The organism is Micromonospora sp. LZ37 (assembly GCF_059359015.1).
Genome location: NZ_JCADBL010000011.1, coordinates 49,467 through 66,011, shown reverse-complemented (window position 1 = coordinate 66,011; position 16,545 = coordinate 49,467). Strand labels below are relative to the sequence as shown.

Below are 16,545 nucleotides of genomic sequence, written 5' to 3'. Positions count from 1 at the left end.
GCGACGCGATCGCGCGGTCGGGCTCGGAGGGCGGAACCGGTGAGCGGTTGGCGGGTGCACGTCGACCCGACCCGGTGCATCGGGTCGGGGATCTGCGCGGGCACCGCCCCGGCCCACTTCGTGCTGGTGGACGGGCTCGCCCGCCCGCTGGCCGAACGGATCGACCCGGCGGACCCGGTGCTGGACGCCGCCGAGTCCTGCCCGATGGAGGCGATCATCGTCTCGGACCGGGAGGGTGGCCGGCTCGCGCCGGAGCTCTGAGCCCGGGGCCGCGCCGACGGCCACGCCCGGCACAGCCCGGCGTGGCCGTCGGTGCGGCGGTGGTCAGCGCTGCTTCTCGTGCAGCTTCTCCATGGTGGTGGCGCGTCCGCTGAGCGCGTCGCGCATCCGGTCGACCAGGCCGGCGCCCGGGGCGAGCAGCTTGTTCGCCGGCGGGCGGTCCGGTGCGGCCGGGTGCGGGCGGGTCGGCGCGGTCTTCTTGACCGCCTCCACCTTCCCGGCCAGCTCGACCAGCTCCTCGGCGGCGCACGCGGCCCGCAGCCGGGGGAACAGGTCGGCCTCCTCGTCCTGCACGTGGTGCCGGATGGTGCTGGTCAGGTGGCCGAGCAGCTCGTCGAAGCGGGGGTCGGAGGGGTCGAGGGACTCCAGCTCCTTCATGGTGCGCTCGGCGTCGGCGTGCTCGGAGATCTCGTGATCGGCGACCTGGTCGCCGTCCGGCAGCGTCTTGCGCGCGGTCGGGTAGACGTACGCCTCCTCGGCGACGGAGTGGCGGACCAGCCCGGCGATCACCACGTCGGCAAGCTGGCGGCGGTGTTCCGGGGTGCCCTGCCGGCTCTCCAGCTCGACGAAGATCGCCTCGAACTCGCGGTGGTCGGCGGTGAGGACGTCGATGACGTCCTGGTGCGCGGTGGCCTCGTGATGGCTCATAGGATCCCCTTACCGGTGCGGACGGTCGGTTGAGGCCCACGTACCCCTTTGCCGCCGACCGAACCCACGGCGGCCGACTGATTCCGCGCGAGCGGCACCACGGGTGGCGCCGGGGTCGCGGGTCCGCTCATCGTCCCGGCGTGCCAGCCCGTACGGCCGGCCGGTAGTGGCCGTACCGGCACGCGTCGAGGCGTTGTCGCGACTGCCGACGGCGCGTACGCTTCTCCTCGGCCCGCCCTCACGGTCTCCAGTGAGGAGCAGTCATGCCCTTGAACCGCCTGCTGACCATCGGGGTCAGCGCGGGCGCGGCATTCGCGCTGAGCGTGCCGGCGGTCGCCGCACCGGCCTCGGCCGCCCCGTCCCACCACCGCTCCGGCGGCAGCCTGGTGCTGGTCGGTGGAGGTCTCGCCGACGACAACGCGACCGTCTACGGCGACATCGTCCGGCTCGCCGGTGGCCCCGGCAAGGCCCGGATCGGCATCTTCACCGCGGCGGCCCCGGTGCCGTCGGAGGACCCCGACGCCGGCACCCCGGACTGCAACAACAGCGTCTGCAACGGCGACTACTACGCCAACCTGTTCAAGTCCTACGGCGCGGTGGACGCCCAGTGGATCCCGATCGACGTGGACCGCCCGGAGGCCGCCGACGACCCGGCCGTGGTCAAGCAGATCAACTCGATGACCGGGTTCTTCTTCGGCGGCGGCGACCAGTACCGGTACGTCACCACGATGACCCGCGGCACGGCGCAGCGCGACTCCGCCGCGCTGGCCGCCGTCCGGCGCAAGCTGCGCGGTGGCGCGGTGGTCTCCGGCACCAGCGCCGGCGCCCAGATCATGGCCGGCCGCGACATGATCACCGGTGGTTCGGTGGAGCCGGGCCTGCGCGACGGCGCGAAGCCGGGCTACTTCGACGACCCGGGGGTGCTGGGCTACCTGCCGAAGGGGGGCTTCGGCTTCTTCACCGAGGGGTTGCTGGACACCCACTTCTCCCGGCGGGGCCGGGAGGCGCGGTCGATCCGGCTCGCCTCGGACACCGGTAACGACCGGGTCTTCGGGCTGGACGAGAACACTGCGCTCGAGGTGACCGGGGTCGGTTCGCGGCACCGTTCGCTGCGGGTCATCGGTCAGCGCGGGGTCAGCGTGCTGGACCTGCGCCGGGCCGAGGTGACCAGCACCGGTGGGGTGTGGGGCATCGAAGACGTGCGGTGGAGCCGGCTGACCGAGGGCGACCGCTACCGGGCCGGGCGCTGGCAGCCGGTGATCGCCCCGGGCAAGCAGCGGGTCACCCCCGCCGCCGGCCCGTGCACCGTGCCCCCGTCGGACGACGTCTTCTACGACTACGCGCTGGTCGAGCTCGCCGAGGGCCTGGTCGAGCAGGCGGGCTGCGAGTCGACGTCGGGCACCTCGTACGAGAAGGACCCGCAGTTCGCCGCCGAGGTGAGCAGGGGTCGCGGCTTCGCCGGCTACCGGGCCGGTGAGTCGACCTCGTTCGTCGGCGCGGTGATCGCCATCCGTCCCGCCTGACGCCGGAGCACGGCCGGGTGAGTGCCCGGACCGTGCGGTGGCGACGATCGTGATGACCCTGGGGCATACATGTGCCCCAGGGTCATCACGCCTTTGTGGACGGTGTGGGACCGGGGGCGGGCATCGGAAATCGTCACCACGCTGTAACAGAAGTTACGTATTGAGCAGTGAACGTAATGGATGTAACTTCTGTTTCATCGATTCGTGGCCCCTCGGAGGTGCCCATGTTCCTGTCCCGCAACCCCCGCCGACTGTCCCTCGTGGCCGCGGCCGCGGCCCTCATCACCGTGGCCCCGGTGGGGGTGACCGCCGCCCAGGCCCAGGTCACCCGGAACCGCCAGGGCAGCAGTGCCGACGTCAGCCGGACCACCTGGTCCGGCCCGGCGTACACGATGAACGGCTCCGGCGGCATCGTCACCGCCACCATGAACCAGGCGATCAACGCCATCCGTGGCGGCACCGGCTCGATCGACGTGGTGGTGATCGCCGGCTCGGGCACCACCACCCCGGAGTGCGACGTCATCACGCCGCTGACCGGCGTCAACTCCTGCACCACGCTGACCCTGACCGCCGCCCGTGACGGCGGCAACGCGCAGGTCAACACCGACGTCCGCAACGCGGAGTTCGTCTACTTCGCCGGCGGCGACCAGTGCCGCTACGTGGCCTGGAAGGGCACCGCGCTGGAAGCGTCCGTCGAGTCCGTGGTCGCCAAGGGTGGCGGCGTCGGCGGCGGCAGCGCCGGCCACCACGTCAACAGCGACATCGTGTACGACGCCTGCGCGGCCAGCACCACCTCGGCGATCGCCCTCGACGACCCGTACGACCGGTCGCTGACCTTCACCACCGGCATGTTCCGCTGGCCCAACTACGCCAACACCGTCAACGACTCGCACTTCGTCACCCGGGACCGGATGGGCCGCCTGATGGCCTTCGTGGCCCGCGCGGTGAAGGACGGCCGGACCAGCGGCGGCAAGGCCTGGGGAGTCGGTGTCGAGGAGGGCGCCTCGCTCTTCATCGACAAGTCCGGCCTGGCCACGCTGAGCGGCCCGAGCGCGTACGTCGTGCTCGGTGACCACCAGCCGGAGGTGGCCGTCTCCGGGCAGCCGCTGACCTACTCCAACTTCAAGATCTGGAAGTTGACCAGCGGCCAGACCTACGACTTCGCCAACCGGCCGACCTGCGGCTACTACCTGAAGAGCGTGAACGCCGGCGTGCCGAGCAGCAGCCTCTACAGTGGCACCCCGGTCACCGACTGCTCGACGCCCACGCCGCCCACGACGCCCCCGTCGGGCGGGAGCAGCTTCACCGAGGCGGAGCCGAACGACACGCGCAGCGCCGCCAACGACGTCTCCGGCAACACCTACCCGCTGACCGTCACCGGTGACATGAAGAGCTCCACCGACCGCGACTACTTCGCGCTCACCGTGGCCAGCGGTCAGAAGCTGACGGTGAGCTGCGCGGTGCCGACCGCGTACGACGCCGACATCTACCTGCTGGACTCCGCGGGCGGCACGGTGACCCGCTCGGTCGAGGACGGCGCGGGCACCGACGAGTCGGCCAGCCTGACCCGCAGCGCCTCCGGCACCGCCACCTACTACCTCGACGTGGAGGCGTACTCGGGCTCGGGCGCCGCCGACTACACCTGCACCCTCACCAAGTCCTGACGCGCACCCCCCGGGGCCGGGCGCGGAGCGGGACGGGTCCCGCTCCGCGCCCGGTTACGCTCAGCGCGTGTCGAACCACGATCTTGTCGAAGAGCCGCACGGCGTCGGCGTCGCGGCGCTGATCCGCCAGCGGCTCGGCGAGTGCAGCCCGGCCGAGCGCCGGGTGGCCCGTACCCTGCTCGCCTCCTACCCGTCCGCCGGGCTGGGCACCGTCGCCTCGCTCGCCGAGCGGGCCGAGGTGAGCGCGCCGACCGTGCTGCGCTTCCTGGCCCGGCTCGGCTTCGGCGGGTACCCGGAGTTCCAGCGGGCGCTGCGCGAGGAGCTGGCCGAGCGGGAGACCTCGCCGCTGTCGGCGTACCGGGCGGCGGAGCTCACCGGCACGCCGCCGGCGGGCGCGCTGCCCCGGGCCGTGGCCAGCCTGCCGGACGCGGTGGCCGGCACCCTCGCCGAGCTGCCGCAGGGCGAGCTGGACGCGGCGGTACGCCTCTTCGCCGACCAGCAGTTGCGGGTCACCGCGGCCGGGGGACGGTTCTCCGGGCTGCTCGCCCAGTACCTGGTGCTGCACCTGATGCAGGTGCGTGGGGGCAGCCGGCTGCTGCCGCGCACCCCGGTGGAGCGGACCGACATGCTGGTCGACGTCGGCCGGCGGGACCTCTTCGCCCTCTTCGACTTCCGCCGGTACGAGGAGCCCACCCTCGCGCTGGCCCGGGAGGTGACCGCGCGGGGCGCCAAGGTCGTGCTCTTCACCGACCGGTGGCTGTCGCCGGTGGCCGGCCTGGCCGAGGTGGTGCTCCCCAGTCGGGTCGAGTCGCCGTCGCCGTACGACAGCTTCGTGCCCGCGTTGGCCCTGGTGGAGACCCTCGTCGCGGCCGTGATCGACCGGCTGGGGCCGGTGGCGGGCACCCGGCTCAAGGCGATGGAAGCGGCCCAGCAGACGTTCGGTGGCGCCTGAGCGGCGTTACAGAAAATTGTAACCCCACCGAAATCGTAACGTGCGTTACAGTCCGGGGGCTGGTTCGTTCTGGCCCCCGGAAGGACACCTCATGCGCATCCGTCAGTTCGCCCTGGTCGGCGCGACCACGGCCCTCCTCGCCGCCACCGCCGCCTGCGGCGGCACCTCCACCACCGCCGCCGGCTCCGGCGACGAGGTCAAGCAGGTCTCCGTCACCATCGACGGGGTCGGCGCCGTCACCACCGACAACGCCCTGGCGAAGAAGGTCCCCGCCGACCTGCGCGGCCGGGGCACCCTGACCGTCGCCACCAACGCGCCCTACCAGCCCTTCATCGACTTCAAGGTCGAGGGCAAGAACGACGAGTTCAAGGGCCTCGACTACGACCTCTTCCAGGCCGCCTCGGCCCGGCTCGGCCTGAAGGCCACCTTCAGCCAGCAGCCCTTCGACGGCCTCGTCCCCGGCCTCCAGGCCGGCAAGTACGACGCCATCGCCGGCGGCATCACCGACAAGAAGGAGCGCCAGCAGGTCGCCACCTTCGTCGACTACTCCGCCTCCGGCACCGGCTTCCTGGTCAAGACCGGCAACCCGCTGGCCGTCAAGACCGTCGCCGACCTCTGCGGCCGCAAGGTCGCCGTGCAGAAGGCCAGCAACCAGTCCAAGAACCTCGCCGACTACAGCAAGGCCAGCTGCGCCGGCAAGGCGATCGACGTCAAGGAGTACCCGGAGAACCCGCAGGCCGTGCAGGCGCTGCTCGCCGGCAACGTCGAGGTGGTCGCCGCCACCAAGGTGAACCTGGTGGACACCGCCGCCACCCTGGCCGGCAAGGCGGACCTGGTCGAGGACCCGTCCGCCCCCAACGGCTGGCTGGCCAGCCCGAACGGCTTCGGTTTCCTCAAGGCCAACAAGGAGCTCGCGCAGGCGTACCAGGCCGCCGTGCAGTCCCTGATCGACGACGGCACCTACGGCAAGATCCTCGGCCAGTGGAAGCAGACCCCGATCGCGATCAAGCAGGCCACCATCGACCAGGCCATCGACTGACCCGGCGGACCACCGCCCCATAGACCGCGGTCGCCGGGCGCCCTCCGAATCCGTGAGGGCGGGCCCGGAGGCGCCCGGCGACCGCCGCACCGCACCCTCTTCCGCTCGCGACCGCGGGCTCCGCTGCGCTGCCCACCGGACCCCGCCGCAGGAGGCACCACAATGACAAGCGACACCGAGACCGTACGGGTGGTGCCCGTACGTCGCTACGGACGCTGGCTTACCGCGCTGCTCGTGGTCGGCCTGACCGCCCTGTTCCTCCGGGCGCTGTTCGACAGCCCCAACCTGGAACCCGGCACCATCGCCAACTACCTGTTCAAGGACTACGTCCTCGACGGCGTGGTCACCACGCTCTGGTTGACCCTGCTGGCGATGGTGCTCGGCACCGTCGGCGGCGTCCTGCTGGCCGTCATGCGGCTGTCGGAGAACCCGGTGCTGCGCGGCGTCTCCTGGGTCTTCATCTGGGTCTTCCGGGGCACCCCGCTGCTGGTGCAGATCATCTTCTTCGGGTTCCTCGGGGCGCTCTTCCCCCGACTCACCCTGACCGTGCCGTTCACCGGCACCATCCTGTTCGACAAGCCCACCAGCGTCGTGGTGACCGGGACCGTCGCCGCCGTGCTGGCCCTGTCGCTCAACGAGATGGCGTACGCGGCCGAGGTGATCCGCGGCGGCATCCTCGCCGTGGACCAGGGGCAGACGGAGGCCGCCGCCGCGCTCGGCATGAGCCCGACGCTGACCCTGCGCCGGGTGGTGCTGCCGCAGGCCATGCGGGTGATCATCCCGCCGATGGGCAACGAGACCATCACCATGCTCAAGTCCACCGCGCTGGTGTCGGTGATCGCCGGGCGGGACCTGATGACCGCCGTGCAGACCGTCTACCAGAACAACTACAAGGTCATCCCGCTGCTGGTGGTGGCCGCCATCTGGTACCTCGCCCTGGTCAGCCTGCTCTCGGCCGGCCAGTGGCTGATCGAGCGGCGGTTCGGCCGCGGCTTCGCCCGGGGAGGCGTCCGATGACCGTGACCGACCAGGCGGCCGTGCCGGCCGCCAGCGACGAGACGACCACCCCGATGGTGCGCGCCGAGGGCGTCACCAAACGGTTCGGCGCGGTCGAGGTGCTCAAGGGCATCGACCTGGCCGTGGCCCCCGGCGAGGTGAGCTGCCTGCTCGGCCCCTCCGGCTCCGGCAAGTCCACCTTCCTGCGCTGCATCAACCACCTGGAGCGGATCGACGGTGGACAGCTCTGGGTGGACGGCGACCTGGTCGGCTACCGCCGCCAGGGCGACAAGCTCTACGAGTTGAAGGCCCGCGAGGTGGCGCGCCGCCGCCGCGACATCGGCATGGTGTTCCAGCGGTTCAACCTCTTCCCGCACCTCACCGCCCTCGGCAACATCGTCGAGGCCCCGGTACGGGTGCTCGGCACCCCACGCGAGAAGGCCCGCGTCGAGGCGATGCGGCTGCTGGAGCGGGTCGGGCTGGCCGAGAAGGCCAACAACTACCCCGGCCAGCTCTCCGGCGGCCAGCAGCAGCGGGTGGCGATCGCCCGCGCGCTGGCCATGCACCCGAAGCTGATGCTCTTCGACGAGCCCACCTCGGCGCTCGACCCGGAACTCGTCGGCGACGTGCTCGACGTGATGAAGGGTCTGGCCGCCGACGGGATGACCATGGTGGTGGTGACCCACGAGATGGGCTTCGCCCGCGAGGTCGCCGACAGCGTCGCGTTCCTCGACGGGGGCGTCGTCGTCGAGCAGGGCACCCCGGACCAGGTGCTCGGCAACCCCCGCCACGAGCGCACCCGCGCCTTCCTGGACAAGGTGCTCTGATGGACCCTCTGCTGACCGCGGCCGGTGACCGGCTCGGGGCGTACCACGACCGGCTGGCCCGGCTGGTCGCCGTCGACTCCGGCTCCGGGCAGCTGGACGGCCTGCGCGAGGCCGCCGACCTGGTGCAGACCTGGTGCCTGGCCGCCGGGCTGGCGGTGGAACGGGAACCGGTCGCCGACCCGTCGGGCACCCCGCTCGGCGACGTGCTGATCGCCCGGCGGCGGGGCCGGGGGGAGCGGCGCATCCTGCTCGCCGGTCACCTCGACACGGTCTTCCCGCCCGGCACGGCCGCCACCCGGCCGTTCCGGGTGCAGGAGGGCCGGGCGTACGGGCCGGGGGTCAGCGACGACAAGGGGGGCCTGCTCGCCGGGCTCGCCGCCGTGGAGGTGCTGGGCGCCCTGGGCCGGGAGGAGTACGGCGAGCTGGTGCTGGTCTGCACCCCGGACGAGGAGATCGGCTCGCCGGGCAGCCGCCCGCTGCTGCGTACCCTCGGGGCGGAGGCCGACGTGGCGCTCTGCCTGGAGTGCGCCCGCGACAACGGTGACCTGGTGTCGGCGCGCAAGGGCGTCGCGGACCTGGAGATCGTGCTGCGCGGTCGGGCCGCGCACGCCGGCATCGAGCCGGAGCGGGGGGCGAACGCGCTGCTCGCCGCGGCCCGGCTGACCGTCGCCCTGGACGCGCTCAACGGGCGCTGGCCCGGGGTCACCGTCAACGTCGGGGTGCTGGAGTCCGGTGGGCGGCCCAACGTGGTCGCCGACCGGGCCCGGATGCTGGTCGACCTGCGCGCCTGGCGCACCGGGGAGTACGCGGCGGCGCTGGCCGAGATCCGCCGGCTGGTCGCCGAGCCGATCGTCGCCGGGGTACGCGGCGAGCTCTCCGTGCACGCCCCCACCCCGCCCTGGGAGCCGGGCCCGGAGGGGCGCTGGCTCACCGAACTGGCGGCGAAGGTCGGCGCGGGGCTCGGTCTGCCGGTGTCGCACACCGCCACCGGCGGCTGCGCCGACGCGAACCTGCTGGCCGAGGCGGGTGCGACGGTGCTGGACGGGCTGGGCCCGGTCGGCGGCGACGACCACAGTCCGGCCGAGTGGCTGGACCTCGACTCGGTGGTGCCCCGGGTGGCCCTGCTCGCCGGCCTGGTCGACGAGGTGGCCCGGCGCTGAGACGACGAAGAGGGCCGGTCCCCCTGTCGGGGAGACCGGCCCTCGCCGGTGTGCGTCGGATCAGGAGCTGTAACCGCGGCCCGCGATCCAGTTGGCCAGCTCGGCGGTCTCCATCCAGTACTCCTGGACGTCCGGGGCCGCCGGGTCGGCGATCTTCACGGTGTTGCCGTTGTCCTTGTACTCCACCACGGTCACGTAGTGGCCCGGGAAGCCACGCACGTTGCCGTCGACGTCGTAGGCGTTGCCGAGGACGTTGGCGACGATCGGCTCACCCGCGGCCACCGCGGCCTTGACGTCCGCCCGGAGCCGCTCGATCTGCTCCTTCGAGGCGACGTCCGTGCTCAGCTCGGTGGTCTTGTACTTGCCGCCGGTGTACTCGTTCAGCACCCGGGTGATGTCGAACGCCGAGTCGGTGCCGTTCTCGGTGGTGCCCAGCTTCTCGGCCAGCTCGTCCAGGCTGACGGTCTTGCCCGCGGCAGCGGACAGGGCCATCCCGGTCGACGTCGGGCCGCAGTAGTAGAAGTTCGGCTGGGCCTGGTACTCGTAGCCGGTGCGGCTCTTGTCCTTGCTCGGGGCCGCACCCTTGCTCTTCTCGGACACGACCGGGGCGGTGGCCGCCTTCTCGGCCGGCGTGGCCTGCGCCGCGATGGCGGGCCCGGCGATGGCGCCACCGGTGAGGATCAGGCCGGCGACGGAGAGCATGCTGTTGCGGAAGATCGGGTTCACGTCGAAGCTCCGTTCGGGGGTTTGACGTCCACGTCAGGGGACACGGACGCAAGCACCGGGAAAGGCGCTCGATTGCCAAGGGATCGGTGTGCCGGGCATCCGGCCACTCGCACACCGGTGATGTAACGACCGCCGGCCGGGACTCATTCCGCCCCCGCCCGCCGTGCTGCTCGCCCTACTCGGCCGTACGGAGGATGTAACCGCCGCCGGCCCCCGGCGATTCCGCCGCCCGGGTGTCGGTCGCCACCGTCGAACCGGGCAACCGGCCCGTGACGACGCAGACGTCACGAGGTGCTGGCCCCCGGACGGCGACGCGAACCGGACATCAGGGCCCGTACCGCCGACGCGCCTCAGGGGGTGGGGGGCAGGCTGCCCAGGAGGCGGGTCACGGCGATCTCGATGACCACCCGCTCCGGATTGGGGCGGGGCTGCCGGTAGCGCTCGGCGTAGCGGCGCTCGGCCTCGGCCACCGACGCCGGGTCGGTGCGGACCACGGCCCGTCCCTCAATGGTGAGCCACCAGCGGCCGTCGACGTGGCAGACCGCGACCGGAGTGCCATCGGCGCCGGCGGCGGCGACGTGCCGGGCCTTGGCGGAGCCCTTCGAGGTGATCACCCGGGCCAGGCCGGCGTCCGGGTCGAAGGTGACCCCGACGGGTACCACGTGCGGGGTGCCGTCGGCGCGCAGTGTGGTCAGGGTGGCGAGGTGCCGTTCCCGGCAGAAGAGGGCGACCCGCCCGTCGTGCGGGTCCAGCCGATGGTCGCCCGACATGTCCGTCTCCTGTCCGCCGGTCCGGTGCCGCTCCCGCCCCGCCCGGTACCGATCATGGCACGGGGCGTACCCGCTCCTGACCAGGGGGAGTGTCGGGCTGTCCGGGCAGTTCCCGGGCCGCGGCGCGGCGCCGGGCGGCCAACCGGCCCAGATAGAGCAACGCCCCGGCGAGGACGCCCATGTCGTCCAGGTAGATCGGATCGGGCAGCACGTCCACCGGGAGGACCGTGTAGATCAGCGCGCCGTAGAAGGCCACCTTGCCGCCGGCGCCGAGTGAGCCGAGCAGCCGTCGGGTGCGGACCACGCGGACGGCCAGCAGCACCGCGCCGACCAGCGTGCCCAGCGCCAGGATCCCGCCGACCACCACGAGGATCCACGCTTCCCGGGACATACCCGCAACGCTAACCCACCCGCGCCGTGATCATGCGATTCGGTGCCGGGCGGACGGGACGGGACGCGGCACCGTCGGGCCGTCAGGGCGAGATCGCGGGGGGCGGGTGGGTGGGTCAGGCGGGGGCGATGGTGCGCTGGCGGGTCGCGGTGACGGGTTCGCGGACGGGCTCGGTGGAGGTGCCGGTGGTCGGCATGGGGAGCAGGGCGGCGGCCTCGTCGGGGCGGCGGTCGAGAGCGGCGAACGCCTCCTCCCGCAGGCTCCGGGCAGCGGCGGCGGCGAGGTCCGCCGCCCGCCACGACTCCCGCTCCCGCTCCACGGTGGCGCGGTGCCGGGCGGCCAGGTTGTCCCGCACGGCGCGGCGCAGCACCAGCTCCTGCTCCACCGGGTGCCGGCGCGGGTCCCAGCCACCCCGGTTCGCGAGGACGTCGCTGAGCTGCTCCGCCGAGAGCTCCTTGCGCCCGTACGCGGCGAGCGCGGCCCGGTGCAGGTACCGCTCCCGGTCGGCGTACTCGGCCGGGGTCCGGACCGTCTGCGGCAGCGGCATGGCCGCGGCGGCGGAGAGCCGGCGGACGTCCGCCTCGGCGTCCTCGTACGCCTGCCACGCCGACTCGACCTCCTCCTGGACGGCCAGCCACTCGGCGCGCCGGCGCTCGGCCGTCGCCGCCGCCCGCTGGGCCGCCACCGCGATCTCCTGGGCGTACCGGACGCGTTCCCGCTCCTCCTCGGCCAGTTCCAGGTGCGTCGGGAGCGCGGCCTCGTGGAACCGGCCGGTGACGGCGGACCGGAGCCGGCCCGGACGGACGACCAGGGCCGCGACGGCCACGGCCGCGACCGCGAGCAACGCCAGCCAGATCACGGCGGCGGCGGGGACATCGAGCAGGACGGAGGAGAGCACGGTCTGCATCACCAGCACCTAACGGTGGGAACGGTGTGGACGGAGGAGGTCACGCCCGGCGGGCGGGCGCGGGAAGCGGCGGGGAATCACCCCGCGGTGCCGGACGCGCGCGGCCGGGACGACACCCGGCGGCGGTCCGACACCCGGACGGGTGTCGCGAGGCTCAGCGCCGGGGTGGGCCGCGAAGGCCGGTGGCGTCCCGGACCGGGTCGCCGGGGGCCGCAGGCATCGCGGGCGGCACGGAGGCCGGCGCGGCGGGAACGGTGGCGGGCCGGACGGGCAGCGGCCGCTCGGCCGGCGTCTCGGCGACCGGCCGGGAGGTGGGCGACAGCTCGGCCACCCGGGAGACCACCACGCCGGGGCGGGCCGCCGCGGCGGTGGCGGTCGCGCGCGCCTCGGCGGCGTCCACCTCGACCGCGCCCACGCCCAAGGCGAGCACCAGGGCGGCCAGCGCCAGCCGGGCCAGATCGCGCAGCGCGCGCAGCGTCACCGGCCAGGACGGGCGGGCGGTCGCTGCGGCAGGCACGGTTCCAACCTAGCGTCCCCGGCCGGGACCCGCAGCGCTCGACGGCGGTGGGGCGAGTGAACCGGGCCACCATGTGCGGTGTGGACGGACGACTCCCGACCGGGATGCGGCGGTCCCGCCGTGGGAGCCGGTCAGGTGCGTCCAGCGTCAGGTCGTGCGAGTCAGGCGAAGGCGAGCACCGCACAGAGGCCCAGGACGACGACCGCGGCGACGACGTTGGCGATCATCACGGCGGAGTAGCCGGCGGACTTCTGCTCGCCCGGTGCACCGAGCGCACCGCGACCGAAGGTGATCGTGGGCGCCATGTACTCCAGGCTGACCTCACGCCCCTCGTCGACACCCACTTCCCGGGTCACCCGTCCCACCCGCCGCGGGAGGGCGTACGGCACCCACACCTCCAGCCGGTGCTGCCCCGGGACGACGGGAATGTTGTGCCTGCCCCAGCCGGGGACCGCCACGTCGACGCCGTCCAGCCGTACCCGGGGCGTCGTGGCCGCGTAGAGAAAGGCCGCCGGCGGGTGGCGCAGCGTGAGAGTCAGAGCGGTTCGTCGACCGTTCCGGTCCGGATCAGTCACCCGACACCCCCATGATCTCAACAGTGCCGGGTCGCTGTCGACCGGCACCCGGACGGCACCGTAACGCAACCGTCCGGTCCGGAACGTCCCCCGCGAAGCTTGGCGGAAGGGCCGCGCTGCGCCTCCCTCCGCCGGTCACCTCCGGCCCGACCACGGCCGTCGGCCCGCCCGGAGGAACCCCTCCGGACGGACCGACGATCGTCGGTCAGTGGTCGCCGCCGAGCACCGGGGGCGCGGCCCGGTCGCCGTCGTGCCAGACCATCTCGTCCTCGGTGAGCCAGGTCAGCCGCGCGTCGTCGTCCTCCTCGGCGTGCTGGCCCCGGCCGCCGAGCACGCCGTTGCGGTTGGCCGCCCCGGGTGCCGTCGCGGGCCGGTTGGCCGGCGCGCCGCCCGCACCCGGACGGCCCGTGCCGCCGGCGTTGCCGCCCGCCTGACCCGCCGCCAGCCGGCCGGTGCCGGCGGCGGCCCGGTTCTCCATGGCCGGGGCTCCGGCGGCCGGACGGGCCGACGGCGCGGGAGCCCCCCGGCCCGAGGAGGCCAGCGAGCCGGTGCCGACCACCCCACCCGCCGGTACGGAGCCCGGCGCACCGAACGTCAGGCCGGGCCCGACGCCCGGGGTGCCCGGCGTGGTCGGGGCCGCCCCCGCCAGACCGGCCGCCCCCACCGCCGCCCCGCCGACCAGCGCGCCGCCGAGCAGCGGGTCCGCGCCGGCGAGCTGCGTGCCGGCGCCGGGATCGAGTGGAGTCGCGGTGCCGCCGGGGGCCACGCCAACCGCGCCCGGGCCACCCACGCCAGCGCCCACGGTGCCCGTCTCCGGGTTGCCGGAACCGCCCGTCGGGCCGGGCGACACACTGCCCGGGGTCTCCACCGACGCGTCGCCGCGCCTCCCGGCGAGCCCGGTCGTCGGCGCGGCGGACGGGGTGCTCGACCCCGGGCCGCTCCGCGCCGTCGAACTGGGCCCGTCGGCGCCGCCGGGCAGCCGGGGGTCGGGGACCGGGGCGTCGACCACCCGCCCGTACGCGGAGACCTCGTAGCCTTCGGCCAGCCTGGCCACCACCTGGACCATCCGCTGGTGGGCCTTCTCCTGCTCGGCCTTGTCCTGCTGGTGGCCGATCAACCCGCCGATGATCGCCCCACCGACGCCGAAGATCGCGCCGTCCTTGGCCTTGGAGATCATCTTGTCGTGGTCGTCGGTCTCCTCCGGGCTCTCCGCGTCCCGCTGGGCGACGCGCAGCGCGTCGGCCATGTCGGTGAGCGCCTGCCGGACCTGGGCCGTGCCCTCGGCCAGCTCACCGGAGAAGCGCACCACCAGGGAGAGCCGGTCGACGAACTCGCGGGCGGCGTCGCCGGACCAGGTGCCGGCGAGCTTGTCCAGGTCGGCGTCGAGATCCCGGGCCAGGTCGTCGAGGGTGTCCTTGAGCGTGCTCCACTGGCTGGCCAGACCGTCGACCTGGCCCGGGTCGCCCGCCTGCACGACCGCGTCGTAGAGCTCCTTGTGGCTGACGTGCTGGTAATGGTGGGTGTAGTCAGTCACGCCCGTCCTCCCGCTCGTTCAGCACCTCGTTGACGCCGTTGAGCGCGGCCTCGATGTCGGCGGCGGCAGCCGCGTTGCGGGCCTCGGTGGTGCGGTAGTTCGTCATGATCGTCTGAGTGGCGGTCCGGGCCGCCGCCACCGCCCGACGCAGCTGGGCGACCCGCTCGGCGTAGCTCGCCTGCACGTCGCTGTAGCGACGGGCGTTGCCGGTGCCGTCGGTGAAGGTGCCGAGCGCCGGCGGGCGGCAGGCCAGCTCGGTGTTCAGCTTCCTGAGCGCCGTCTCGGCCTGGGCCAGACGGTCCGCCAACCGCTGGTGAAAGTCCTCAAGGGACAGTACGTCGACTGTCGTGCGCCCGGTCATGGCAGCATCCCCGTTGTCCATAGTCGAAGCCGTGGCCGCATTCAGGTTAGTCGACACCCGCCACCCCGGGCGACCCGCCGACCGGCCCCGGTCAGCCGCCCCGCGTCGACCCCTGGGCGGCCGGGCCGGACGGCCCCGGTGCGCCACCGGCCTCCTCGTCGTCCCGGGCGTACTCGGCCAGCGCGTCCTCCCGCTGCAGGGTGGGGCCGGTCGGCACCAGCGCGAGCAGTGCCGACGGCACCACCAGCGGCGGCACGCCGCCGTAGCCGAGGGCGGCGACGGCGTCACCGGAGGCCCGGCCCAGCGGGTGCCGCACCCCCTGCCCGGCGATCAGGTAGACCGTGGCGCCGGCCGCCGCCTCCGCACCCTCGCCGGCTCCGGGCGCGGCCTGGACCAGGACCCCCTTGCCGTGCGGCAGCAGCACCTCCTCGGCGGTGCGGACCGCGTCCCGCGCGCCCTGCCGCACCGACGTCCCGCCGGGTGCCGACAGCTCGGCCGGTGCCCGGTCGAAGACCTCCAGCGCGGTGGTGGGCGGGCCGCCGGTCGGGCCCGCGCGGTACGTCGCGCAGACCACCGTCTGCCCGGCCCGGACCGGGTACAGCGCGGGCAGCTTCGTCGGCATCCCGTCGGCCTCCAGCCGCCGGCCGTCGAACAGCTCGCCCGCCTGGTCCGGGCTGATGTCGCGAATCTGACCGTCGTCGCTGCTCAACAGCAGCGCGGTGATCTCGCCGATGTTGGCCAGGCCCTCGCGGGTCAGCACGTAGTGGTCCCCGGCGGCCCGGAACACGTCGCCCACCCGGGCCGGCCGGTCGCCGACCGTACGGCCGCTCGGGCTGCCGTCACCCTCGATCGCCGGGCGCCGCAGCGGCGGCCCCGCCGGCACCGCGTTGAGCAGTTGCTGGCCGACCCCCAGGGTGGGAGCGCCGGTCATCCGCAGCGCGGCCAGCGTCCCCCCGTCGCCGACGACCTGGAGCCGCGACCCGCCGGTGAGCAGGAAACGCTGCCCGTCCGACTCGACCAGGACCGCCCGGTCCGCCAGCGGCGCGCCGCCGCTGAGCGGCCGGCCGACCACCATCCGGGTACGCGACCGGCGGGAGTCGGCCGGATCCGGCACGTCGCAGACCGACCAGGGCAGGTCGACCAGCGAGCCACGGTCCGGCAGCGCGTCCGGGGCGCCGACGATGCCCACCGTGCGACCCCGCGGGCGGTCGCCGATGGCCTTGCGCGACATGGTGCGGACCTGCGGGTCCGGCTCGTTGAGGATCAGTCGCGCGGAGGCGTAGTTCAACGTCGGGTGCAGCGTCCCCTCGAGGAAGACGTACGTCGCGCCGGTCTCCCGCTCGATGACGAGCGTCTTCTCCTCCAGCGGAGCCGTGTTCCCGGTGAGCTGCCCGTACGCCCCGGCCACGCCGAGCACGACGGCGGCGGCGAGCACGCTGCCGGCCACGGCCATGCCGAGCCGCCGCATCGGGAGGTTGGTGGTCTCCGGGTCGCCGGCGAGCAGCGCCGAGACGATGCGGCGGGTGACGAAGCGGTACGCCTGCACCTGGTCGCGGCGGGTCCGCATGGTTGACCTCCGGCGGGGGTGGTTCCGCGACGATCAGGTCGGAACGTCGCCGCGGGCTTCCCTACGATAAGGGGCCGTCGACGGTTCACCGGGACCCCCGCCCACGCGC

The 16,545-nt window shown here is 73.9% G+C and carries 18 protein-coding genes; 8 read left to right on the top strand and 10 right to left on the bottom strand.

The features are described 5' to 3' along the window. The first annotated feature begins 39 nt into the window (after nt 1–39). Nucleotides 40–261, top strand: coding sequence for a ferredoxin (locus tag AC5L3Z_RS21865; protein WP_334613911.1), 222 nt, complete (start codon nt 40–42; stop codon nt 259–261). 63 nt (nt 262–324) lie between these two features. Here AC5L3Z_RS21865 and AC5L3Z_RS21860 read toward each other — a convergent pair whose 3' ends face one another. Beyond that, complete coding sequence (locus AC5L3Z_RS21860; protein ID WP_494844654.1) at nt 325–927, bottom strand: hemerythrin domain-containing protein; 603 nt, start codon at nt 925–927, stop codon at nt 325–327. A 263-nt stretch (nt 928–1,190) separates the two neighbouring features. Here AC5L3Z_RS21860 and AC5L3Z_RS21855 point away from each other — a divergent pair, with 263 nt between their 5' ends. From AC5L3Z_RS21855 to AC5L3Z_RS21825, 7 genes are all read left to right on the top strand, one after another. Beyond that, on the top strand, nt 1,191–2,450 hold the full coding sequence (locus AC5L3Z_RS21855) for a cyanophycinase (RefSeq protein WP_494844652.1): 1,260 nt from the start codon (nt 1,191–1,193) through the stop codon (nt 2,448–2,450). A gap of 224 nt (nt 2,451–2,674) precedes the next feature. Continuing rightward, nucleotides 2,675–4,114 carry a pre-peptidase C-terminal domain-containing protein gene (locus AC5L3Z_RS21850; RefSeq protein ID WP_494844651.1) on the top strand — a complete coding sequence of 480 codons (1,440 nt, stop codon included), beginning with the start codon at nt 2,675–2,677 and terminating at the stop codon, nt 4,112–4,114. 67 nt (nt 4,115–4,181) lie between these two features. Next, on the top strand, nt 4,182–5,066 hold the full coding sequence (locus AC5L3Z_RS21845; RefSeq protein ID WP_334530612.1) for a MurR/RpiR family transcriptional regulator: 885 nt from the start codon (nt 4,182–4,184) through the stop codon (nt 5,064–5,066). A gap of 91 nt (nt 5,067–5,157) precedes the next feature. Then, the gene (locus AC5L3Z_RS21840) at nt 5,158–6,105 is read left to right on the top strand and encodes a transporter substrate-binding domain-containing protein (RefSeq protein WP_494844649.1); all 948 of its coding nucleotides are present in this window, start codon (nt 5,158–5,160) and stop codon (nt 6,103–6,105) included. Between the two features lie 162 nt (nt 6,106–6,267). Further along, entirely contained in the window at nt 6,268–7,122 is an 855-nt protein-coding gene (locus tag AC5L3Z_RS21835) for an amino acid ABC transporter permease (RefSeq protein ID WP_334530606.1), read from the top strand. After that, nucleotides 7,119–7,928 (top strand): amino acid ABC transporter ATP-binding protein, encoded by an 810-nt coding sequence (locus AC5L3Z_RS21830; RefSeq protein ID WP_494844647.1) that lies wholly within the window; start codon nt 7,119–7,121, stop codon nt 7,926–7,928. The genes AC5L3Z_RS21835 and AC5L3Z_RS21830 overlap by 4 nt, the downstream gene beginning before the upstream one ends. Next, nucleotides 7,928–9,088 (top strand): M20 family metallopeptidase, encoded by a 1,161-nt coding sequence (locus AC5L3Z_RS21825; RefSeq protein WP_494844645.1) that lies wholly within the window; start codon nt 7,928–7,930, stop codon nt 9,086–9,088. Before AC5L3Z_RS21830 ends, AC5L3Z_RS21825 begins: the two co-directional genes overlap by 1 nt. Nucleotides 9,089–9,148: 60 nt before the next feature. Here the strand turns inward: AC5L3Z_RS21825 and AC5L3Z_RS21820 are convergent, their stop codons facing one another. The 9 genes from AC5L3Z_RS21820 to eccB form a co-directional block, all read right to left on the bottom strand. Next, nucleotides 9,149–9,814, bottom strand: a complete 666-nt coding sequence (locus AC5L3Z_RS21820; RefSeq protein ID WP_494844643.1) for a C39 family peptidase — start codon at nt 9,812–9,814, stop codon at nt 9,149–9,151. Between the two features lie 350 nt (nt 9,815–10,164). Continuing rightward, nucleotides 10,165–10,584 carry a pyridoxamine 5'-phosphate oxidase family protein gene (locus tag AC5L3Z_RS21815; RefSeq protein WP_494844641.1) on the bottom strand — a complete coding sequence of 140 codons (420 nt, stop codon included), beginning with the start codon at nt 10,582–10,584 and terminating at the stop codon, nt 10,165–10,167. Nucleotides 10,585–10,636: 52 nt separating this feature from the next. Continuing rightward, complete coding sequence (locus tag AC5L3Z_RS21810) at nt 10,637–10,975, bottom strand: YkvA family protein (RefSeq protein WP_494844639.1); 339 nt, start codon at nt 10,973–10,975, stop codon at nt 10,637–10,639. Nucleotides 10,976–11,090: 115 nt separating this feature from the next. Continuing rightward, entirely contained in the window at nt 11,091–11,882 is a 792-nt protein-coding gene (locus AC5L3Z_RS21805) for a hypothetical protein (RefSeq protein WP_494844638.1), read from the bottom strand. 154 nt (nt 11,883–12,036) lie between these two features. Then, nucleotides 12,037–12,399, bottom strand: coding sequence for a hypothetical protein (locus AC5L3Z_RS21800; protein ID WP_494844636.1), 363 nt, complete (start codon nt 12,397–12,399; stop codon nt 12,037–12,039). 161 nt (nt 12,400–12,560) lie between these two features. Further along, the gene (locus tag AC5L3Z_RS21795; protein WP_494844635.1) at nt 12,561–12,974 is read right to left on the bottom strand and encodes a hypothetical protein; all 414 of its coding nucleotides are present in this window, start codon (nt 12,972–12,974) and stop codon (nt 12,561–12,563) included. A gap of 205 nt (nt 12,975–13,179) precedes the next feature. After that, nucleotides 13,180–14,508: a WXG100 family type VII secretion target gene (locus AC5L3Z_RS21790; protein WP_494844633.1), complete on the bottom strand. Its 1,329-nt coding sequence runs from the start codon at nt 14,506–14,508 to the stop codon at nt 13,180–13,182. After that, entirely contained in the window at nt 14,501–14,869 is a 369-nt protein-coding gene (locus tag AC5L3Z_RS21785) for a hypothetical protein (RefSeq protein WP_334531548.1), read from the bottom strand. The genes AC5L3Z_RS21790 and AC5L3Z_RS21785 overlap by 8 nt, the downstream gene beginning before the upstream one ends. 91 nt (nt 14,870–14,960) lie before the next feature. Further along, a complete protein-coding gene (gene eccB, locus AC5L3Z_RS21780) occupies nt 14,961–16,436 on the bottom strand; it encodes a type VII secretion protein EccB (RefSeq protein WP_494844631.1) in 1,476 nt (491 codons plus the stop codon). Nucleotides 16,437–16,545: the final 109 nt, after the last annotated feature.